This window comes from Aeromicrobium sp., assembly GCF_036676885.1.
GTDB lineage: Bacteria > Actinomycetota > Actinomycetes > Propionibacteriales > Nocardioidaceae > Aeromicrobium.
The window spans coordinates 1-19,600 of sequence record NZ_JAKFCB010000338.1 but is presented as its reverse complement, the minus strand read 5'-3'; the positions used below and the strand labels follow the sequence as shown (position 1 = coordinate 19,600).

The 19,600-nt window shown below is 66.9% G+C and carries 31 protein-coding genes and 1 pseudogene; 31 read left to right on the top strand and 1 reads right to left on the bottom strand.

Features of this window, described 5'->3' with window-relative positions; genetic code table 11:
- The 3 genes and pseudogenes from fusA to V6M46_RS15790 all read left to right on the top strand — a co-directional run.
- Positions 1-850, top strand: a pseudogene (fusA, locus tag V6M46_RS15800) (elongation factor G); the annotation flags it as partial.
- 90 nt (positions 851-940) lie between these two features.
- Positions 941-2,134 (top strand): elongation factor Tu, encoded by a 1,194-nt coding sequence (tuf, locus tag V6M46_RS15795; protein ID WP_332666801.1) that lies wholly within the window; start codon positions 941-943, stop codon positions 2,132-2,134.
- A 153-nt stretch (positions 2,135-2,287) separates the two neighbouring features.
- Positions 2,288-3,202 carry a cation diffusion facilitator family transporter gene (locus V6M46_RS15790; RefSeq protein ID WP_332666800.1) on the top strand — a complete coding sequence of 305 codons (915 nt, stop codon included), beginning with the start codon at positions 2,288-2,290 and terminating at the stop codon, positions 3,200-3,202.
- Here V6M46_RS15790 and thiE read toward each other — a convergent pair.
- Positions 3,199-3,846, bottom strand: coding sequence for a thiamine phosphate synthase (thiE, locus tag V6M46_RS15785; protein WP_332666798.1), 648 nt, complete (start codon positions 3,844-3,846; stop codon positions 3,199-3,201). The genes V6M46_RS15790 and thiE overlap by 4 nt on opposite strands.
- Before the next feature lie 122 nt (positions 3,847-3,968).
- Between thiE and thiO the strand changes: the two genes are divergently transcribed.
- From thiO to V6M46_RS15645, 28 genes are all read left to right on the top strand, one after another.
- Entirely contained in the window at positions 3,969-5,117 is a 1,149-nt protein-coding gene (gene thiO, locus V6M46_RS15780) for a glycine oxidase ThiO (RefSeq protein WP_332666797.1), read from the top strand.
- On the top strand, positions 5,114-5,314 hold the full coding sequence (gene thiS / locus V6M46_RS15775) for a sulfur carrier protein ThiS (RefSeq protein WP_332666796.1): 201 nt from the start codon (positions 5,114-5,116) through the stop codon (positions 5,312-5,314). The genes thiO and thiS overlap by 4 nt, the downstream gene beginning before the upstream one ends.
- 1 nt (position 5,315) lies before the next feature.
- Positions 5,316-6,086 (top strand): thiazole synthase, encoded by a 771-nt coding sequence (locus V6M46_RS15770; protein WP_332666794.1) that lies wholly within the window; start codon positions 5,316-5,318, stop codon positions 6,084-6,086.
- Between the two features lie 392 nt (positions 6,087-6,478).
- Positions 6,479-6,787, top strand: coding sequence for a 30S ribosomal protein S10 (gene rpsJ / locus V6M46_RS15765; RefSeq protein ID WP_012923688.1), 309 nt, complete (start codon positions 6,479-6,481; stop codon positions 6,785-6,787).
- Between the two features lie 14 nt (positions 6,788-6,801).
- A complete protein-coding gene (gene rplC, locus V6M46_RS15760) occupies positions 6,802-7,458 on the top strand; it encodes a 50S ribosomal protein L3 (protein WP_159537235.1) in 657 nt (218 codons plus the stop codon).
- Positions 7,459-7,462: 4 nt separating this feature from the next.
- Complete coding sequence (gene rplD / locus V6M46_RS15755) at positions 7,463-8,419, top strand: 50S ribosomal protein L4 (protein ID WP_332666792.1); 957 nt, start codon at positions 7,463-7,465, stop codon at positions 8,417-8,419.
- A complete protein-coding gene (gene rplW / locus V6M46_RS15750; RefSeq protein WP_332666790.1) occupies positions 8,416-8,721 on the top strand; it encodes a 50S ribosomal protein L23 in 306 nt (101 codons plus the stop codon). The genes rplD and rplW overlap by 4 nt, the downstream gene beginning before the upstream one ends.
- Before the next feature lie 18 nt (positions 8,722-8,739).
- Positions 8,740-9,567, top strand: a complete 828-nt coding sequence (rplB, locus tag V6M46_RS15745; RefSeq protein WP_332666788.1) for a 50S ribosomal protein L2 — start codon at positions 8,740-8,742, stop codon at positions 9,565-9,567.
- Between the two features lie 17 nt (positions 9,568-9,584).
- A complete protein-coding gene (gene rpsS, locus V6M46_RS15740) occupies positions 9,585-9,866 on the top strand; it encodes a 30S ribosomal protein S19 (protein WP_056209436.1) in 282 nt (93 codons plus the stop codon).
- 20 nt (positions 9,867-9,886) lie between these two features.
- Complete coding sequence (rplV, locus tag V6M46_RS15735; protein ID WP_442880536.1) at positions 9,887-10,321, top strand: 50S ribosomal protein L22; 435 nt, start codon at positions 9,887-9,889, stop codon at positions 10,319-10,321.
- Complete coding sequence (gene rpsC, locus V6M46_RS15730; protein ID WP_332666784.1) at positions 10,321-11,163, top strand: 30S ribosomal protein S3; 843 nt, start codon at positions 10,321-10,323, stop codon at positions 11,161-11,163. Before rplV ends, rpsC begins: the two co-directional genes overlap by 1 nt.
- Positions 11,163-11,582 carry a 50S ribosomal protein L16 gene (rplP, locus tag V6M46_RS15725; protein ID WP_056209431.1) on the top strand — a complete coding sequence of 140 codons (420 nt, stop codon included), beginning with the start codon at positions 11,163-11,165 and terminating at the stop codon, positions 11,580-11,582. The genes rpsC and rplP overlap by 1 nt, the downstream gene beginning before the upstream one ends.
- Positions 11,582-11,806 carry a 50S ribosomal protein L29 gene (gene rpmC, locus V6M46_RS15720; protein ID WP_056209429.1) on the top strand — a complete coding sequence of 75 codons (225 nt, stop codon included), beginning with the start codon at positions 11,582-11,584 and terminating at the stop codon, positions 11,804-11,806. The genes rplP and rpmC overlap by 1 nt, the downstream gene beginning before the upstream one ends.
- On the top strand, positions 11,803-12,090 hold the full coding sequence (gene rpsQ / locus V6M46_RS15715) for a 30S ribosomal protein S17 (RefSeq protein WP_332666780.1): 288 nt from the start codon (positions 11,803-11,805) through the stop codon (positions 12,088-12,090). The genes rpmC and rpsQ overlap by 4 nt, the downstream gene beginning before the upstream one ends.
- A gap of 10 nt (positions 12,091-12,100) precedes the next feature.
- A complete protein-coding gene (rplN, locus tag V6M46_RS15710; RefSeq protein WP_056209423.1) occupies positions 12,101-12,469 on the top strand; it encodes a 50S ribosomal protein L14 in 369 nt (122 codons plus the stop codon).
- Between the two features lies 1 nt (position 12,470).
- Entirely contained in the window at positions 12,471-12,833 is a 363-nt protein-coding gene (gene rplX, locus V6M46_RS15705; RefSeq protein ID WP_056209420.1) for a 50S ribosomal protein L24, read from the top strand.
- Between the two features lie 2 nt (positions 12,834-12,835).
- A complete protein-coding gene (rplE, locus tag V6M46_RS15700; protein ID WP_332666776.1) occupies positions 12,836-13,402 on the top strand; it encodes a 50S ribosomal protein L5 in 567 nt (188 codons plus the stop codon).
- Between the two features lies 1 nt (position 13,403).
- Positions 13,404-13,589 carry a type Z 30S ribosomal protein S14 gene (locus V6M46_RS15695; RefSeq protein ID WP_056209415.1) on the top strand — a complete coding sequence of 62 codons (186 nt, stop codon included), beginning with the start codon at positions 13,404-13,406 and terminating at the stop codon, positions 13,587-13,589.
- Between the two features lie 82 nt (positions 13,590-13,671).
- Entirely contained in the window at positions 13,672-14,079 is a 408-nt protein-coding gene (gene rpsH, locus V6M46_RS15690; RefSeq protein WP_056209411.1) for a 30S ribosomal protein S8, read from the top strand.
- A 15-nt stretch (positions 14,080-14,094) separates the two neighbouring features.
- The gene (gene rplF, locus V6M46_RS15685) at positions 14,095-14,637 is read left to right on the top strand and encodes a 50S ribosomal protein L6 (RefSeq protein WP_332666774.1); all 543 of its coding nucleotides are present in this window, start codon (positions 14,095-14,097) and stop codon (positions 14,635-14,637) included.
- A 2-nt stretch (positions 14,638-14,639) separates the two neighbouring features.
- Positions 14,640-15,023 (top strand): 50S ribosomal protein L18, encoded by a 384-nt coding sequence (rplR, locus tag V6M46_RS15680; RefSeq protein ID WP_056399245.1) that lies wholly within the window; start codon positions 14,640-14,642, stop codon positions 15,021-15,023.
- A gap of 28 nt (positions 15,024-15,051) precedes the next feature.
- Positions 15,052-15,669, top strand: a complete 618-nt coding sequence (gene rpsE, locus V6M46_RS15675) for a 30S ribosomal protein S5 (RefSeq protein ID WP_332666770.1) — start codon at positions 15,052-15,054, stop codon at positions 15,667-15,669.
- The gene (gene rpmD, locus V6M46_RS15670; RefSeq protein WP_332666768.1) at positions 15,669-15,851 is read left to right on the top strand and encodes a 50S ribosomal protein L30; all 183 of its coding nucleotides are present in this window, start codon (positions 15,669-15,671) and stop codon (positions 15,849-15,851) included. Before rpsE ends, rpmD begins: the two co-directional genes overlap by 1 nt.
- A gap of 1 nt (position 15,852) precedes the next feature.
- Positions 15,853-16,296 carry a 50S ribosomal protein L15 gene (gene rplO, locus V6M46_RS15665; protein ID WP_332666764.1) on the top strand — a complete coding sequence of 148 codons (444 nt, stop codon included), beginning with the start codon at positions 15,853-15,855 and terminating at the stop codon, positions 16,294-16,296.
- A 142-nt stretch (positions 16,297-16,438) separates the two neighbouring features.
- Entirely contained in the window at positions 16,439-17,743 is a 1,305-nt protein-coding gene (gene secY, locus V6M46_RS15660; RefSeq protein ID WP_332666763.1) for a preprotein translocase subunit SecY, read from the top strand.
- Entirely contained in the window at positions 17,743-18,306 is a 564-nt protein-coding gene (locus tag V6M46_RS15655) for an adenylate kinase (RefSeq protein ID WP_332666761.1), read from the top strand. The genes secY and V6M46_RS15655 overlap by 1 nt, the downstream gene beginning before the upstream one ends.
- Before the next feature lie 16 nt (positions 18,307-18,322).
- On the top strand, positions 18,323-19,135 hold the full coding sequence (gene map, locus V6M46_RS15650) for a type I methionyl aminopeptidase (protein WP_332666759.1): 813 nt from the start codon (positions 18,323-18,325) through the stop codon (positions 19,133-19,135).
- A 4-nt stretch (positions 19,136-19,139) separates the two neighbouring features.
- On the top strand, positions 19,140-19,571 hold the full coding sequence (locus V6M46_RS15645; RefSeq protein WP_332666757.1) for a hypothetical protein: 432 nt from the start codon (positions 19,140-19,142) through the stop codon (positions 19,569-19,571).
- Positions 19,572-19,600: the final 29 nt, after the last annotated feature.

The following is a 19,600-nucleotide window of genomic DNA, read 5'->3' as shown; positions in this document are numbered from 1 at the left end:
GAGCGACCAGGAGAAGCTCGGCACCGCGATCCAGCGGCTCGCCGAGGAGGACCCGACGTTCCAGGTCCACACCGACGAAGAGACCGGTCAGACGATCATCGCCGGCATGGGCGAGCTCCACCTGGACATCCTGGTGGACCGCATGAAGCGCGAGTTCAACGTCGAGGCCAACGTCGGCAAGCCGCAGGTCGCCTACCGCGAGACCATCAAGCGCAAGGTCGAGAACGTCAGCTACACCCACAAGAAGCAGACGGGTGGCTCCGGCCAGTTCGCCAAGGTCATCATCAGCATCGAGCCCACGGGCCCGATCTCCGGTGGCGAGGGCGGCTACGAGTTCGACAACGCCGTCACGGGTGGTCGCGTCCCGCGCGAGTACATCCCGTCGGTCGACCAGGGTGCGCAGGACGCCATGCAGTTCGGTGTCCTCGCCGGCTACCAGATGGTCGACGTCAAGGTGACTCTGGAGGACGGCGCCTACCACGACGTCGACTCCTCGGAGCTCGCGTTCAAGCTCGCCGGCTCGATGGCTTTCAAGGAAGCCGCGCGCAAGGCCGATCCGGTGATCCTCGAGCCCGTCTTCGCGGTCGAGGTCACCACGCCCGAGGACTACATGGGCGACGTGATCGGCGACCTCAACTCTCGCCGTGGTCAGGTTCAGGCCATGGAGGAAGGGATGGGCGGCGTCAAGATCATCAAGGCGATCGTCCCCCTCTCCGAGATGTTCGGGTACGTCGGCGACCTGAGGTCCAAGACCTCAGGCCGTGCGTCATACTCGATGCAGTTCGACTCCTACGCGGAGGTTCCCAAGAACGTCGCGGAAGAGATCATCAAAAAGGCCCGCGGCGAGTAGCAGCGGACCATCTCATAAGATGGCCTGAGGCTCTCGTACAGCGGGACCCAACGGCGTTCAACAGCAACCAATTCTAAGAAGGAGCCCCAAGTGGCTAAGGCGAAGTTCGAGCGGACCAAGCCGCACATGAACATCGGCACCATCGGTCACATCGACCACGGTAAGACGACTCTTACCGCGGCGATCACCAAGGTGTTGCACGACAAGTACCCGGATCTGAACGACGACTACGCGTTCGACCAGATCGACAAGGCGCCGGAAGAGAAGCAGCGCGGCATCACGATCTCGATCGCGCACGTGGAGTACCAGACGGAGAACCGTCACTACGCCCACGTCGACTGCCCGGGTCACGCTGACTACGTCAAGAACATGATCACCGGTGCGGCCCAGATGGACGGCGCCATCCTCGTGGTCGCCGCCACCGACGGCCCCATGCCCCAGACGCGTGAGCACGTGCTGCTCGCCCGCCAGGTCGGCGTGCCGGCGATGGTCGTCGCGCTCAACAAGTGCGACATGGTCGACGACGAAGAGATCCTCGAGCTCGTCGAGCTCGAGGTCCGTGAGCTCCTGAGCGATCAGGAGTTCGACGGCGACAACGTCCCCGTCGTCAAGGTCGCCGCTCACCCGGCGCTCCAGGGCGACGCCAAGTGGGGCGAGTCGATTCTCGAGCTCATGCAGGCTGTTGACGACTACATCCCGATGCCTCCTCGCGAGACCGAGAAGCCGTTCCTCATGCCCGTCGAGGACGTCTTCACGATCACGGGTCGCGGCACGGTCATCACCGGCCGCATCGAGCGTGGCGTCGTCAAGGTCAACGAGACGGTCGACATCGTCGGCATCCGTGAGGCCAAGCAGACCACGACGGTCACCGGTATCGAGATGTTCCGCAAGCTCCTCGACGAGGGCCAGGCCGGCGAGAACGTCGGACTGCTCCTCCGCGGCACCAAGCGCGAGGACGTCGAGCGCGGCATGGTTGTCATCGCACCCGGTTCCACGACTCCCCACACGGAGTTCGAGGGCCAGGTCTACATCCTGTCGAAGGAAGAGGGCGGCCGTCACACGCCGTTCTTCAACAACTACCGTCCGCAGTTCTACTTCCGCACCACGGACGTCACCGGCGTCGTCACGCTGCCCGAGGGCACCGAGATGGTCATGCCCGGCGACAACACCGAGATGAGCGTCGAGCTGATCCAGCCGATCGCCATGGAGGAAGGCCTCCGCTTCGCCATCCGTGAGGGTGGTCGTACGGTGGGCGCCGGACGCGTCACGAAGATCAACAAGTGAGCTAGCCACACCAGCTCAGCGAGAGCCCCGTCCTGCTTCGGCAGGGCGGGGCTCTCGCCGTATGTCCGGGCGCTTCTGACACTGGTTCCCGGTGGCGTCCTTTTGGCGGACGGCGACTCGTTGTTTATGCAACGCGGCCATATCCTTATTGCCATGGGACACGATCACGCGCATGGCGCCGGCGCGGCTCACCGCGGCCGGCTCGCTCTGGTCCTGGCCCTGTCGCTCGGGGTCCTGGTCGTCGAGGCGGTCGTCGCCTGGATCACCGGCAGCCTCGCGCTGCTGGCCGACGCGGGGCACCTGCTGGGTGACTCGTTCGGCATCGCCATGGCGCTGGTTGCGATCACGGTCGGACAGCGCGGCACCGGCCCCGGGTCGCGGAGCACGTTCGGCTACTCCCGCACCGAGGTCCTCGCCGCCGGCATCAACGGGCTCGTCCTGCTGGGGCTGGCCGGCTGGGTCGTCTACAGCGCGATACGCCGCTTCGGCGACTCGCCGGAGCTCGAGGGCGGCCTGATCCTGGTCGCCGGTGCCGTGGGCCTGGTCGTCAACCTCATCGGTCTCCTGCTGCTGCGGCACGGGGCGCAGGAGAGCATCAACGTCCGCGGGGCCTACCTGGAGGTGCTGGGCGATGCGCTCGGCTCGGTCGCGGTGCTCGTCTCGGCCACCGTGATCCTGCTGACCGACTGGTACGCCGCCGACGCCGTCGCGTCCCTGGTGATCGCCGCGATGATCGTGCCGCGGGCCGTCTCGCTGCTCAGGGAGGTCGCCGAGGTGCTGCTGGAGTCGACGCCCCGCGGCGTCGACCTCGACGAGCTGCGCGAGCACATCCTCGCGATGGACGGCGTCAAGGACGTGCATGACCTGCACGTATGGACCATCACCTCGGGCATGCCGATCATGAGCGCGCACGTCGTGGTCGAGGACTCGGTGACCGCGATGGACGATGCGCACGGCGTCCTCGACCGGTTGCGAGGCTGCCTGGCGGACCACTTCGACGTCGAGCACTCGACGTTCCAGATCGAGCCGGACGGCCACGTCGAGTCCGAGCGCCACGTGCATCACTAGTCCTGAGAGCTGGCCGTCCTCAGCCGGGCCGCGAAGGCCGCTGCCGCGGCTCCGGGGTCCTCGGCCTCGGTGATGGCCCGCACGACCACCGCGCGGCGTGCCCCGTGGGTGATGACCTCGTCAAGGCGGGCGAGTGACTCGATGCCACCGATCGCGAACCACGGCCTGGTGTCCTGCTGCGCGGTGGCGAAGTCGAGGAGCGGGATCCCGGCTGCGGCACGCCCGGGCTTGGTCGGCGTCTCCCAGACCGGTCCGGTGCAGTAGTAGGCGACGCCGTCCTGCTCCCGTGCTGCGGCGGCCTGTTCGGGATCGTGGGTGGAGCGGCCGATCAGGACCTCGGGACCCACGATCTCGCGCGCTGCCGCGACCGGCAGATCCTCCTGGCCGAGGTGAAGGATGGGCGCACTGACGGCACGAGCGATGTCCGCACGATCGTTGACGGCGAACAACGCGCCGTGGCGTTCTGCCGCGGCTGCGAACACCTCCAGCAGCCGGATCTCCGTACGGGCTTCCAGGCCCTTCTCGCGCAGCTGCACGATGTCGACGCCCGCAGACAGCACGGCGTCGAGGAAGCCCTCGAGGTCACCGGTCCGAGAGCGGGAATCAGTGCAGAGGTAGAGCCGGGCATCGGCGAGGGTCGGCACGGGGATCAACCTATCGACCCGGGTAGGATCGCTGACGCACGGGAGCCCGGCGTCGGATCGGGCTGAGAGGGCAGCAGCCGACCGTCGAACCTGATCCGGGTCATGCCGGCGCGAGGGAGCACATGGGCGATCAACCAGAGACCAGTGACGTCATCGTCCTGGGTGGTGGTGTCATCGGCGCGGCCGTCGCGTGGCGGAGTGCGCAACGCGGCCTCCGGGTCACGCTCGTCGATCCGCAGACCGATGCCGGCGCGTGGCGGGCAGCTGCCGGCATGCTTGCTCCCCTGAGTGAGCTCCACTACTGCGAGACGGGACTGCTGCGACTCAGCCTCGAGTCGCTCGAGCGCTTCCCGGGATTCGTGAGCGAGCTGACCGAGCTGACGGGTGTGGCGACGGGATTTCGTCGGTGCGGGACCGTCACCGTCGGGTGGGACGGCGCCGACCTCGCAGGGCTTCGTGACGTCCAGGCCTTCGCCCAGCAGCTGGGCCTGGATGCGTCCATGGTCACCGGGCGAGAGCTGCGATCGCTCGAGCCCGCGCTGGCGACCGGGTTGCCCGGCGGGCTCCTGGCGGAGAACGACCACCAGGTGGACCCGCGGCTGCTTCACCAGGCGCTGCTCGCGGCCGGCGCACTGGAGGGTGTCGTGCAGGTGCGAGGTACGGCTGAGGTCGTGGCGCGGGGCGGACGCGCCGCCGGAGTCCGCCTCAGCGACGGCACGCAGCTCGGCGCGGGCACCGTCGTGGCGGCCATGGGTGCCTGGACCGGCGGGGTCGGGGGAGTCCCACGCGACCTGCTTCCGGCCGTACGCCCGGTCAAGGGCCAGACGTTGCGGCTCAGGCTGCCGGGAGCACCCCGCCTGAGCCGTGTCGTCCGCGGCGTCGTCCGGGGCTCTGCTGTCTATCTCGTGCCGCGAGCCGACGGGCGTCTGGTCGTCGGCGCATCCAGCGAGGAAGCCGGGTACGACGCGTCGATACGCGCGGGAGCGGTCTACGAAAGCCTGCGCGACGCACAGACGCTGCTTCCCGAGCTCGGCGAGGCGGTTCTGGAAGAGGTCGCCGTCGGCTTCCGTCCGGGTACGCCCGACAACCTGCCGATCGTGGGGCCGAGTGGGTTGGACGGGCTCCTGCTCGCGTCGGGTCACTACCGCAACGGCATCCTGCTGAGCGCGATCACCGCTGACGGTGTCGCCGACGTGCTCTCGGGTGGCTCACTGCCGGACGTCCTCGAACCATGCGCACCCGGTCGCCTCAGGCAGGTGGCGAGCGCATGAGGATCGAGCTCAACGGCGAGCCGTTCGAGGTGGCCGACGACACGACGGCGCTTGCGCTGATCGAGCGCGTCGTGGGTTCGACCCGCGGCACCGCCGTCGCGGTCGACGGCACGGTCGTTCCGCGCGGCGAGTGGCCCCGCACGTCGCTGCGGCCAGGACAGGTCGTCGAGCTCATCACTGCGGTACAAGGAGGCTGACATGTCAGATCCATTCGTCATCGCGGGGGTCGAGCTCGGCTCCCGGCTGATCCTCGGCACCGGCGGCGCACCGAGCCTGCGCGTGATCGAGGACACGATCGTCGCCTCGGGCACGGCGATGTGCACCGTGGCGCTGCGCCGGGTCGACCCGTCCAGCCCGGGGTCGGTCCTGGACGTCATCGACGCCACCGGCGTCCGGGTGCTGCCCAACACCGCGGGCTGTCGCACGGCCAGGGAGGCGGTACGCACGGCTCAGCTGGGGCGGGAAGCGCTCGAGACCGACTGGGTCAAGCTCGAGGTCGTGGCCGACGAACGTACCCTGCTGCCCGATCCCGTCGAGCTGCTCGATGCGGCACACGAGCTCGTCTCGCTCGGCTTCGTCGTGCTGCCGTACACGAATGACGATCCTGTCCTGGCCCGCCGGCTCCAGCAGGCCGGGTGTGCGGCTGTCATGCCGCTGGGATCGCCGATCGGCAGCGGCCTTGGCATCTGCAACCCGCACAACATCGGCCTGATCGTCGCCGAGGCGCAGGTGCCGGTGCTCCTCGATGCCGGCATCGGCACGGCATCCGACGCCACGCTCGCAATGGAGCTCGGCTGTGACGGCGTGCTCCTGGCCTCGGCCGTGACCCGGGCGCAGCAGCCGGCCGTGATGGCCGAGGCGATGCGCAACGCCGTGGTCGCCGGAAGGCTGGCGAGGCTCGCCGGCCGGATTCCCCGACGGGACCACGCGCACGCGTCGTCGCCGATCGAGGGGATGGCAGTCCTCTAGGCCGGGTGAGTGGCCGGCACCAGGTCGCCCCGCATCGTCGGCATCGTGGGGGACCCCAAACCTGACTCGACGTTCGCCAGCACAGCTCGCTCAGTCTGGCCAATTTGTCATTACGGCGACGGGTCTGTCAGAATAGTTCGGTTGCTCCGGCTTGATCGCTGGGGCGCCGACCGTCCGGCCTCTCACGCCGATCACGACGCCGGTGCCGAACCTGAGATCGAGCTTGTCCCGCTGAAGGCGGGTCCAACCACCTAACTCGACAAGTGTGTGACGTATGCGCCCATGTGGCCGCGACACGCCCGACCTCGGGGGTCGGCGGGAGGGAGGAGCCTTTCTCCCTCGATCCGGGGCGAGACTGCGAAGCGAAACGAACGTAAAGGACAAGCGAGAGCATGGCGGGACAAAAAATCCGTATCCGGCTCAAGGCCTACGACCACGAGGTCATTGACTCGTCGGCGCGCAAGATCGTCGACACGGTGACGCGCACGGGTGCCAAGGTCGCAGGACCGGTGCCGTTGCCCACCGAGAAGAACGTGTTCTGCGTGATCCGTTCGCCGCACAAGTACAAGGACAGCCGCGAGCACTTCGAGATGCGCACGCACAAGCGCCTCATCGACATCATTGACCCGACGCCGAAGACAGTCGATTCGCTCATGCGCCTCGACCTGCCTGCCGGCGTCGACATCGAGATCAAGCTCTGAGGGGGACAGCGACCATGAGCACCAGCAGCACTGCCACCACGCGCGGCCTCCTCGGCCGCAAGCTCGGCATGACCCAGGTCTGGGACGCCGACAACAAGATCGTTCCCGTCACCGTGATCGCTGCCGACACCAACGTCGTCACGCAGATCCGTACGCGTGAGACCGACGGCTACTCCGCCGTCCAGCTCGGCTTCGGCGAGATCGACGGCCGCAAGGTCAACAAGCCGGTCTCCGGCCACCTCGCCAAGGCCGGCGTGACTCCTCGTCGCCACATCGTCGAGATCCGCACCGAGGCCATCTCGGACTACACGCTGGGCCAGGAGGTCTCCCCGGAGATCTTCGCCGCCGGCGACGTCGTCGACGTCACCGCGACCAGCAAGGGCAAGGGCTTCGCCGGAGTCATGAAGCGTCACGGCTTCCACGGCGTCGGCGCCTCGCACGGTGCGCACCGCAACCACCGCAAGCCCGGCTCGATCGGTGGCTGCGCCACCCCGGGTCGTGTCTTCAAGGGCCTCCGCATGGCGGGCCACATGGGCGCCGAGCAGGTCACGACGCAGAACCTCAAGGTTCACGCCGTCGACACCGACAAGGGCGTCATCCTCATCAAGGGCGCCGTACCCGGCCCCAAGGGCGCACTCGTCGTCATCCGTTCCGCAGTGAAGGGAGCCTGACCTCATGGCACTGACACTTCCCAAGGGCAGCATCGACGCTCAGCTGCCTGTCGACATCTTCGACGTGCAGGTCAACATCCCGCTGATCCACCAGGTCGTCGTGGCGCAGCTCGCCGCGGCTCGCCAGGGCACGCACAGCACCAAGTCGCGTGGCGAGGTGTCCGGTGGTGGCAAGAAGCCGTACCGCCAGAAGGGCACCGGTCGCGCTCGTCAGGGCTCGATCCGCGCACCCCAGTACAACGGTGGTGGCATCGTCCACGGCCCGACGCCGCGCTCGTACGACCAGCGCACGCCCAAGAAGATGAAGGCCGCCGCCCTGCGCGGTGCCCTCTCCGACCGGGCCCGCTCGGGTCGCCTGCACGTCGTCGACAGCATCGTCCCCGGCGACAAGCCGTCGACCAAGCTGGCACTGGCGACGCTGCGTGAGCTCACGCCGCGCCCCCGCGTGCTGCTCGTCGTCGACCGTGACGACACGATCACGTCGCTCAGCCTGCGCAACGTCGGCGAGACCGTCATCCTGACGTTCGACCAGGTCAACACCTACGACGTGCTGCTCAGCGATGACATCGTCTTCACCCAGGCAGCGTTCGACGCCTTCGTGGCGGCGCGTTCCGCCGAGGGTGCCAAGACGATCGCCCTGAGCGCAGCCGCGACCGAGGTCGACGACCGCGACGCCAAGCCGGCCGCCAAGAAGGCTCCGGCCAAGAAGGCCCCCGCCAAGAAGGCAGCGGCCACCGAGGCCGTCGCCGACGACGAGAAGCCGGCCAAGAAGGCTCCTGCCAAGAAGGCGCCTGCCAAGGCTGCCGACGAGGCCCCGGCCAAGAAGGCAACCGCCAAGAAGGCCCCGGCCAAGAAGGCGGACGCCGACGTGGAGAAGCCGGCCAAGAAGGCCGCGGCCAAGAAGGCGCCGGCCAAGAAGACCGCTGCCAAGAAGGCTGCACCCGGAGGCGATGACAAGTGAGCACGATCCACAAGGACCACCGCGACATCCTGATCGCGCCGGTTGTCAGCGAGAAGAGCTACGGCCTGCTCGATGACAACAAGTACACCTTCGTGGTGCACCCGGACGCCAACAAGACGGAGATCAAGATCGCCGTCGAGACGATCTTCGGCGTCAAGGTCACCGCGGTCAACACGCTCAACCGCAAGGGCAAGACCCGCCGCACGCGTTCGGGTCTCGGCAAGCGCAAGGACACCAAGCGAGCCATCGTGAGTGTCGCCGCAGGCCAGAGCATCGACATCTTCGCAGGCCCGAGCGCCTGAGACGAGGACTGAAGACATATGGCAATTCGCAAATACAAGCCGACAACCCCGGGCCGTCGTGGCTCGAGCGTTGCCGACTTCGCCGAGATCACCCGCACGACGTCGGAGAAGTCGCTGACGGAGCCGCTGCCCAAGAAGGGCGGCCGCAACAACCAGGGACGCATCACCACGCGTCACCAGGGTGGCGGTCACAAGCGCGCCTACCGCATCATCGACTTCCGTCGCTATGACAAGGACGGCGTGCCGGCCAAGGTCGCTCACATCGAGTACGACCCCAACCGCACCGCGCGCATCGCGCTCCTGCACTACGCCGACGGCGAGAAGCGCTACATCATCGCGCCCGAGGGCCTCAAGCAGGGCATGACGGTCGAGTCCGGTGTCGGCTCCGACATCAAGGTCGGCAACAACCTGCCCCTGCGCAACATCCCCGTGGGCACGCTGATCAACGGCATCGAGCTGCGTCCGGGCGGTGGCGCCAAGATGGGCCGCTCCGCCGGCACCAAGGTCCAGCTCGTCGCCAAGGAGGGCAACAAGGCGCAACTGCGTCTGCCCTCCGGTGAGATGCGCTACGTCGACGTACGCTGCCGCGCCACGATCGGCGAGGTCGGCAACGCCGAGCAGTCCAACATCAACTGGGGCAAGGCCGGCCGCAGCCGCTGGAAGGGCAAGCGCCCGACCGTCCGCGGTGTCGCCATGAACCCGGTCGACCACCCGCACGGTGGTGGTGAGGGCAAGACGTCCGGTGGACGTCACCCCGTCTCCCCGTGGGGCAAGCCGGAAGGCCGTACGCGCAAGCGCAAGGCCAGCGACCAGATGATCGTCCGCCGCCGCAAGTCCGGCCGCTGAGAAGGATTGGTTAACAGATGCCACGCAGTTTGAAGAAGGGCCCGTTCGTTGACGGGCACCTCGAGAAGAAGGTCGACGCGCAGAACGCCGCCGACACTCACACCGTGATCAAGACCTGGTCGCGTCGCTCGATGATCCTGCCGTCCTTCATCGGACACACGATCGCCGTGCACGACGGCCGCAAGCACGTGCCCGTGTTCATCACGGACTCGATGGTGGGTCACAAGCTGGGCGAGTTCGCCCCGACCCGCACGTTCCGCGGTCACGAGAAGGACGACCGGAAGGCGAAGAGGCGATGAGTGCAGCTACCCGTGAGAGCGTGAGCGCTCGGCGCGAGCGACTGCTGGGCGACGAGCCCGGCGCGTTCGCCGTCGCTCGCTTCGTACGCGTCACCGCGCAGAAGTCGCGTCGTATCGCGGACCTGATCCGCGGTGAGTCCGTCGAGAACGCGCTGGCCACCCTGCAGTTCGCGCCGCAGGCCGTCGCCGAGAACTTCTACAAGCTCGTCGACAGTGCCGCGTCCAACGCGGAGACGACCGAAGGGCTCGACCGTTCCGACCTGATCATCACGGTGGTCCAGGTTGACGAGGGCCCGACGATGAAGCGTTGGCGCCCCCGCGCCAAGGGTGCGGCCAACCGCATCCTCAAGCGCAGCAGCCACCTGACCGTGGTCGTTCAGCCTGCCGACATCGTGCAGGCCAAGCGGGACGCGGCCAACATCAAGAACTCCAAGAAGAAGGGCGGGAACCGATAGTGGGACAGAAAATCAACCCGCACGGGTTCCGACTGGGCATCTCGACGGATCACAAGAGCCGTTGGTACGCCGACAAGCTCTACAAGAGCTACGTCGGTGAGGACGTCAAGATCCGCAAGATGCTCACCAAGGGCATGGACCGCGCCGGCATCAGCCGTGTCGAGATCGAGCGCACGCGTGACCGCGTACGTGTCGACATCCACACGGCTCGCCCCGGCATCGTCATCGGCCGCCGTGGCGCCGAGGCCGACCGCATCCGCGGCGACCTCGAGAAGCTCACCGGCAAGCAGGTGCAGCTGAACATCCTCGAGGTCAAGAACCCCGAGATGGATGCGCAGCTCGTCGCCCAGGGCGTTGCCGAGCAGCTGTCGGGTCGCGTGCAGTTCCGTCGCGCGATGCGCAAGGCCATGCAGACGACGATGCGCAGCGGTGCCAAGGGCATCCGTATCCAGTGCTCGGGTCGTCTCGGCGGCGCCGAGATGTCCCGCTCGGAGTTCTACCGCGAGGGCCGCGTGCCCCTGCACACGCTCCGCGCTGACGTCGACTACGGCTTCTACGAGGCCAAGACGACCTTCGGCCGCATCGGCGTGAAGGTCTGGATCTACAAGGGCGAGGTCGCGGGCACCCGCGCCGAGCGCGAGGCCGAGGCGGCCAAGCGTGCGGCAGCTCCCGGCAGCCGTCGTCCCGCCCGTGGTGGCGCCGCCGGTGGCGCTCGTCGCCCCGAGCGTCCCGCCCGTGAGGACGCTGCTCCGGCAGCCGACGCCGCCGCTGCGGCTCCGGCCGCCGCCGAAACCGTTGCCGCGCCCGCCGCCGCTGCAGCACCCGAAGGAGGGGAAAGCTGATGTTGATGCCCCGCAGGGTCAAGTACCGCAAGCAGCACCACCCCACGCGTCGCGGCGCGGCCAAGGGTGGCACCGAGCTCGCGTTCGGTGACTACGGCATCCAGTGCGTGACCGCCGCCTACGTGACGAACCGTCAGATCGAGTCCGCTCGTATCGCCATGACGCGTCACATCAAGCGTGGCGGCAAGGTCTGGATCAACATCTACCCGGACCGCCCGCTGACCAAGAAGCCTGCCGAGACCCGCATGGGTTCCGGTAAGGGTTCTCCGGAGTGGTGGGTCGCCAACGTCAAGCCCGGACGCGTCATGTTCGAGCTGTCGGGCGTCTCCGAAGAGGTGGCACGCGAGGCCATGCGCCGCGCGATCCACAAGCTCCCCATGAAGGCACGATTCATCACCCGAGAGACAGGTGAGCTGTGATGGCGCAGCACACAACCGCAGCAGAGCTGCGCAGCGTCGCTTCCGACGACCTGGCGGCCAAGCTGTCAGAGGCCAAGGAAGAGCTGTTCAACCTGCGCTTCCAGAACGCCACCGGTCAGCTCGACAACACCGCCCGGCTTCGGGCAGTGCGCAAGGACATCGCCCGTATCTACACCGTCATGCGTGAGCGCGAGCTCGGCATCGTCGAGGAGGTCCAGGCATGACCGACAAGAAGACGAAGGACGAGGCAGTGACCGAACGCAGCGCGCGCAAGACCCGCGAGGGTCTTGTCGTCAGCGACAAGATGGACAAGACCGTCGTGGTCAACGTCGAGGATCGCGTCAAGCACGCGCTCTACGGCAAGGTCCTGCGTCGCAACATCAAGCTCAAGGCTCACGACGAGGCGAACGACGCCGGCATCGGTGACCGTGTCCTGATCATGGAGACACGTCCACTGTCCGCCACCAAGCGTTGGCGCATCGTCGAGATCCTCGAGAAGGCCAAGTAGGAGACGACAGATGATTCAGCAGGAGTCGCGACTCAAGGTCGCCGACAACACCGGTGCCAAGGAGATCTTGTGCATCCGTGTCCTCGGTGGCTCAGGTCGGCGCTACGCGGGCATCGGCGACACGATCGTCGCCACTGTCAAGGACGCCATCCCCGGCGGAAACGTCAAGAAGGGTGATGTCGTCAAGGCTGTCGTCGTGCGCACCGTCAAGGAGCGCCGTCGTCCGGATGGTTCCTACATCAAGTTCGACGAGAACGCAGCCGTGATCCTCAAGGCCGATGGCGACCCGCGCGGTACGCGCATCTTCGGTCCCGTCGGGCGTGAGCTTCGCGACAAGAAGTTCATGCGCATCATTTCTCTCGCACCGGAGGTGCTCTGAGATGGCCCGCAAAGGCACCATCAGCATCCGCAAGGGTGACCAGGTCAAGGTCATCGCTGGCAAGGACAAGGGCGTGACTGGCTCGGTGATCGAAGTGATCGCTGACCAGAACCGCGTCATCGTCGAAGGCGTCAACCGCGTCAAGCGTCACACCAAGCCCTCACAGGCCGGTGGCGCAGGCTCGGGCGGCATCATCACCAGCGAGGCCCCGATCCACATCTCGAACGTGATGCTGCTCGCGGACAAGACGCCGACGCGTGTCGGCTACCGCCGCGACGACGTCACCAAGAACCGTCCCGACGGTTCCACCTACACCGCGCAGCGCAGCGTGCGCATCGCGAAGAAGACCGGAAAGGAGATCTGAGCATGAGTGACACGACCACCACGGCGGCCCCCCGCCTGAAGACGCGTTACCGCGAGGAGATCCTCCCCGCGCTGCGCGAGCAGTTCGACTACCAGAACGTCATGCAGGTTCCGGGCCTCACCAAGATCGTCGTCAACATGGGCGTCGGCGAGGCTGCCCGCGACGGCAAGCTGATCGAGGGCGCGCTTCGCGACCTCACCGCCATCACGGGACAGAAGCCGCAGGTCACCAAGGCCCGCAAGTCCATCGCGCAGTTCAAGCTGCGTGAGGGCATGCCGATCGGCGCGCACGTCACGCTGCGCGGCGACCGCATGTGGGAGTTCCTCGACCGTCTGCTGACGCTCGCGCTGCCCCGCATCCGCGACTTCCGTGGGCTCTCGCCCAAGCAGTTCGACGGCCGCGGCAACTACACGTTCGGTCTGACCGAGCAGGTCATGTTCCACGAGATCGACCAGGACAAGATCGACCGGTCGCGTGGCATGGACATCACGATCGTCACCACGGCCACCAACGACGACGAGGGTCGCGCGCTGCTCAAGCTGCTCGGCTTCCCGTACAAGGAGAACTGACATGGCGAAGACTGGACTCAAGGTCAAGGCCGCCCGCAAGCCCAAGTTCGCGGTACGCGGCTACACCCGTTGCCAGCGCTGTGGCCGACCCCGGTCGGTCTACAAGAAGTTCGGCCTCTGCCGCATCTGCCTTCGCGAGATGGCACACCGCGGCGAGCTGCCGGGCATCACCAAGAGCTCCTGGTAATCACCTACCTCTGAAAGCCGCAGGTCCTCGGCTCCTCACCTCGAGGGCAAGGAAACCACGGCAGGAATGGAACACACGAACTATGACAATGACCGATCCGATCGCCGACATGCTGACGCGTGTCCGCAACGGCAATCAGGCGTACCACGACAGCGTTTCGATGCCCTACTCCAAGCTCAAGGCCGGCGTGGCCGAGATCCTGAAGCAGGAGGGCTACATCACCGCGATCGAGGTCACCGAGCCCAAGGAGGGTGAGGTGAGCAAGACGCTCACGATCACGCTCAAGTACGGGCCGCACCGCGAGCGTTCCATCGCCGGCATCCGCCGCATCAGCAAGCCGGGCCTTCGCGTCTACGCGAAGTCGACCGGCCTGCCCAAGGTGCTCGGTGGACTCGGCGTGGCGATCATCTCGACGAGCCAGGGTCTGCTCACGGACCGCCAGGCCAACCAGAAGGGCGTAGGCGGAGAAGTCCTCGCCTACGTCTGGTGAGAGGGGTCTGAACACATGTCACGCATTGGCAAGATTCCCGTCCCGGTCCCTTCCGGTGTCGAGATCACGATCGACGGCCAGGACGTACGCGTCAAGGGCCCCAAGGGCGAGCTGTCGCACACGGTCGCGGAGCCCATCACGGTCTCCAAGGCCGACGACGGCAGCCTCTCGGTCGAGCGTCCCGACGACGAGCGTCGCAGCAAGGCCCTTCATGGCCTCTCACGCACCCTGATCGCCAACATGGTCACGGGTGTCACCGAGGGCTACGAGAAGAAGCTCGAGATCGTCGGCGTCGGCTACCGCGTCCAGGCCAAGGGTCCCGCTGCGCTCGAGTTCGCGCTCGGCTTCAGCCACCCCGTCCCGGTCGAGGCGCCCGAGGGCATCACGTTCTCGGTCGAGTCGCCCACCAAGTTCGCCGTGCACGGCATCGACAAGCAGGCCGTCGGTGAGGTCGCAGCGAACATCCGCAAGATCCGCAAGCCCGAGCCCTACAAGGGCAAGGGCGTCCGCTACGCCGGCGAGCATGTCCGCCGCAAGGTCGGAAAGGCTGGTAAGTAGTCATGGCTATCTCGATCAAGCACGCCAAGCACACGTCGCCCCGTACGGCTTCGCGTCTGCGCCGTCAGGTGCGAGGACGCAAGAAGATCGAGGGTTCGGCGGAGCGTCCGCGTCTCGTCATCACTCGCTCGAGCAAGCACATCGTCGCTCAGGTCGTCAACGACCTCGAGGGCCGCACGCTGGCCTCCGCGTCGACGATGGAAGCCGATCTGCGCTCGTCCGACGGTGACAAGACCGCCAAGGCCCGCAAGGTCGGCGAGCTCGTCGCCGACCGCGCCAAGGCCGCCGGTGTCGCCACCGTCGTCTTCGACCGCGCGGGCAACAAGTACGCCGGCCGTGTCGCAGCCCTGGCTGACGGCGCGCGCGAGGGCGGACTGGAGTTCTGATGAAGACTAACAACCAGAGGAGTGCCGCATGAGCGGGCAGCAGCGCCGCGGAGGCGGAGGCGGCCGGGGTCGTGGAAACGATCGCGGAGCCGAGAAGTCCAACTACATCGAGAAGGTCGTCACGATCAACCGTGTCGCCAAGGTCGTCAAGGGTGGTCGTCGCTTCAGCTTCACCGCCCTGGTGATCGTCGGCGACGGTGACGGCCAGGTCGGCATCGGCTACGGCAAGGCGAAGGAAGTCCCGACCGCGATCGCGAAGGGCGTTGAAGAGGCCAAGAAGTCCTTCTTCCGCGTCCCGCGCATCCAGGGCACGATCCCGCACCCGGTGCAGGGCGAGAAGGCGGCTGGCGTCGTCTTCCTGCGTCCCGCATCGCCCGGTACCGGCGTCATCGCCGGTGGCCCGGTGCGCGCCGTGCTCGAGGCGGCAGGCATCCACGACGTCCTGTCCAAGTCGCTCGGCTCGTCCAACGCGATCAACATCGTCCACGCGACCGTGGCAGCCCTCAGGCTGCTCGAGTCGCCGGAGATGGTGGCGTCACGTCGCGGCCTGACGGTCGAGGAGGTCGCTCCGGCGGCGCTCCTGCGCGCCGGCAAGGAAGGCATCGCCGAGGCCAAGGCCAAGGCGGAAGCCGGAGTGGGTGCGTGATGGCGAAGATCCAGGTCACCCAGGTCAAGTCCGGCATCGGCCGCAAGCCCAATCACCGGCAGACCCTGCGCACGCTCGGTCTGAAGCGCATCGGCGACGTCGTCGTCAAGGAAGATCGTCCCGAGATCCGCGGCATGGCTGAGTCCATCTCGCACCTCGTGGACGTCAAGGAGGTTGACTGACATGGCGCTCAAGCTGCACCACCTGCGTCCCGCCCCGGGAGCCAAGACCGCCAAGACCCGCGTCGGTCGCGGTGAGGGCTCGAAGGGCAAGACCGCCGGTCGAGGCACCAAGGGCACCCAGGCTCGTTACCAGGTCCCCGCGGGCTTCGAGGGCGGCCAGGTCCCGATCCACATGCGACTGCCCAAGCTGAAGGGGTTCAAGAACCCGTTCCGCGAGGAGTACCAGGTCGTGAACCTCGATCGTCTCGAGGAGCTCTACCCCAAGGGTGGTGACGTCGACGTCGCGTCGCTCGTCGCCAACGGCGCGGTCCGCAAGGGCCGACCGGTCAAGGTCCTCGGGCAGGGCGAGATCACGGTCAAGCTCCAGATCACGGCGAACAAGTTCTCCGGGTCGGCCAAGACCAAGATCGAAGCAGCCGGCGGCAGCGTCACCGTTCTCGGTTGATGCTGTCCGGGGCAGGACACATGTCCTGCCCCGGCTGCTTTGGTGACTGTTAGAGTCACCCTGCGGGCGGATTCGCCCGCATTTGTCCGTCATACCGACGCCAGCTTTTTAACATGCACAGTGGTGCACGAGGAGGATCGCGGTGCTCAGCGCCTTCGTCCATGCATTCAGGACGCCCGACCTGCGGAAGAAGATCCTCTTCGTCCTGTTCGTCATCGTGCTGTTCCGGCTGGGCTCGACCATGCCGGCCCCCGGCATCAATGTCGCCAACGTCCGTGAATGCGTCGACAACGCCGCAAGCGGCGAGAACAGCAGCCTGTTCGCCCTGATCAACGTCTTCTCCGGCGGAGCGCTGCTCCAGCTGACGGTGTTCGCGCTCGGCATCATGCCGTACATCACCGCGAGCATCATCCTGCAGCTGCTCGTCGTCGTGATCCCCCGTCTGGAGGCCCTCAAGAAGGAGGGTCAGGCCGGGCAGACCAAGATCACGCAGTACACCCGCTACCTCACGCTGGGCCTGGCGATCCTGCAGGCGACCGGCATCGTGGCGCTCGCCCGCAGCGGCAACCTCTTCGGCGGCTCCTGCAACCTCGACCTGCTCTACCGCCAGGACAGCATCCTGTCCTTCCTGCTGATCGTCCTCACGATGGTCGCCGGCACCGCCGTCATCATGTGGCTCGGCGAGCTCATCACGGACCGCGGCATCGGCAACGGCATGTCGATCCTGATCTTCACGCAGGTCGTCGCCACGTTCCCCGGCGCCATGTGGCTCATCAAGGAGCAGAAGGGCTGGACGACGTTCAGCCTGGTCGTCCTGATCGGTCTCGTGATCGTGGCAGCGGTGATCTTCATCGAGCAGGCGCAGCGCCGCATCCCGGTGCAGTACGCCAAGCGCATGGTCGGCCGGCGGATGTTCGGCGGCTCCTCGACGTACATCCCCCTCAAGGTCAACCAGGCCGGCATCATCCCGGTCATCTTCGCCTCGAGCCTGATGTACCTCCCGGCGCTGATGGCCCAGTTCAACCAAGGCGCAGGCTGGGCCACCTGGGTCAACGACAACTTCGTCCGCGGTGACCACCCGCTCTACATGCTGACGTTCTTCCTCCTGATCGTGTTCTTCACGTACTTCTACGTGTCGATCACGTTCAACCCCGAAGAGGTCGCCGACAACATGAAGAAGTACGGCGGCTTCATTCCCGGCATCCGGGCCGGCCGCCCGACGCAGGAGTACCTCGCGTACGTCCTGAGCCGCATCACGGCACCCGGCGCGCTCTACCTCGGCCTGATCGCCCTGATCCCGATGATCGCCATCGCGGTCCTCAATGCGAGCCAGAACTTCCCGTTCGGCGGCACGACGATCCTCATCATCGTCGGCGTGGGTCTCGACACGGTCAAGCAGATCGAGAGCCAGCTGCAGCAGCGCAACTATGAAGGGTTCCTCAAGTAATGCGACTGCTCATCATGGGCCCACCAGGTGCGGGCAAGGGAACCCAGGCTGTCGCGCTGGCGAAGCGAATCGGTGGTGCGCACATCTCGACCGGAGACATCTTCCGGGCCAACGTGCAGCAGCAGACCGAGCTCGGCCAGGTCGCGCAGCGCTACATGGACGCCGGCGAGTACGTCCCTGACGAGGTCACCAACGCCATGGTCGAGGACCGGCTCTCCCAGGATGACGCGCGTGAGGCGTTCATCCTCGACGGCTACCCGCGTACCGTCGATCAGGTGGACACCCTCGATCGCATCCTCGACGGTTTCGGCACCAAGCTCGACGGAGTGCTCGAGCTCGTGGTCGATCCCGAGGAGCTGATCCAGCGCCTGCTGAAGCGTGCGGAGACCAGCGGCCGGGCCGATGACACCGAAGAGGTCATCCGGCACCGCCAGGAGGTCTACACCGCCGAGACGGCACCCCTGCTGGAGGTCTACGGCGCTCGCGGACTCGTCATCGAGGTCGACGGCATGGGTGATGTCGACGAGATCACTCGTAGGATCAACGCCGCCTTGCCCGCCTGAAGGCGAGCCCGCAGCCATGTTCGAACGCGGCATCGAGATCAAGACGCCGGCTCAGATCGAGTCGATGCGGGCTGCAGGCCTGATCGTCGGCTCAACCCTGGAGCTGTTGCGATCCGTCGTCGCGCCGGGCATCACCACGGCGGAGCTCGACGCGATCGCCCACGACCACATCCGCTCGCAGGGTGCGACGTCCAACTTCCTCGGCTACCACGGCTTCACCGGCGTCATCTGCACGTCGGTCAACGACCAGGTCGTGCACGGCATCCCGGGCACGCGGGTGCTCCGCGACGGTGACATCATCTCGATCGACTGCGGTGCGATCGTCGACGGCTGGCACGGCGACGCGGCGACAACCGTCGCCATCGGGGAGGTGCCCGAGGAGGTCACCGAGCTGATGCGCGTCACCGAAGAGGCACTGTGGCGCGGCATCGCCGCCGCGCGCCTCGGCGGTCGGGTCTCCGACATCAGCCACGCGGTCGAGGAGACCGTCGACGCGACAGGTGACTACGGCATCGTCGAGGGTTACACCGGACACGGCATCGGCTCGGCGATGCACCAGCCGCCGAATGTCCCCAACTACGGCAAGGCGGGTCGCGGCCCCAAGCTGGTCAAGGGCCTGGCGCTGGCCGTCGAGCCGATGGTCACGCTCGGCTCGCCGGAGACGCGTACGCTCGCCGACGACTGGACCGTCGTGACGACCGACGGGTCCTGGGCGGCGCACTACGAGCACACCTTCACGCTGACCGACACCGGCGTCTGGGTGCTGACCGCGATCGACGGCGGTGAGGCGCGACTCGCCGAGCTCGGCGTGCCCTATGGGGGACACTGAACGGATGAGGCGGTCGGTCGCGGTTGCTGCACTGCTGATCGTGGCGGCCTGCGGCACCTCGGATCCGCCAGAGCCGTCGAGATCCTCGACGCCGCCGAGCGCGACGCCGTCGAGCGTGACGCCGTCGACTCGCGCGCTCTCGCCGGCCGAGGCAGCAGTCGACGGCCTGATGCGCGCGCTCGACGCGGGTGACTGCAAGGCGGCGCAGAAGCTCGTCGTCACGCCGTCGGAGCTCGGGTGTGATGTCGTCGAGCAGTCCAAGGGCTCGTTCGCTCTCGAGGGGATCGACCTCGACGAGGTGACCTATCGTGCTGGCGCGGTGCACGACACCAGCGCCACGGTGAGCATCACCTGGGGCAATGGCTATCCCACCGAGTCGTACGACGTGCAGAAGGTCGGCGACCGGTGGAAGGTCGTGTTCGACTCCGCGGCCTGACCCGGCTCAGCCGATCGTGACGGTCTTGC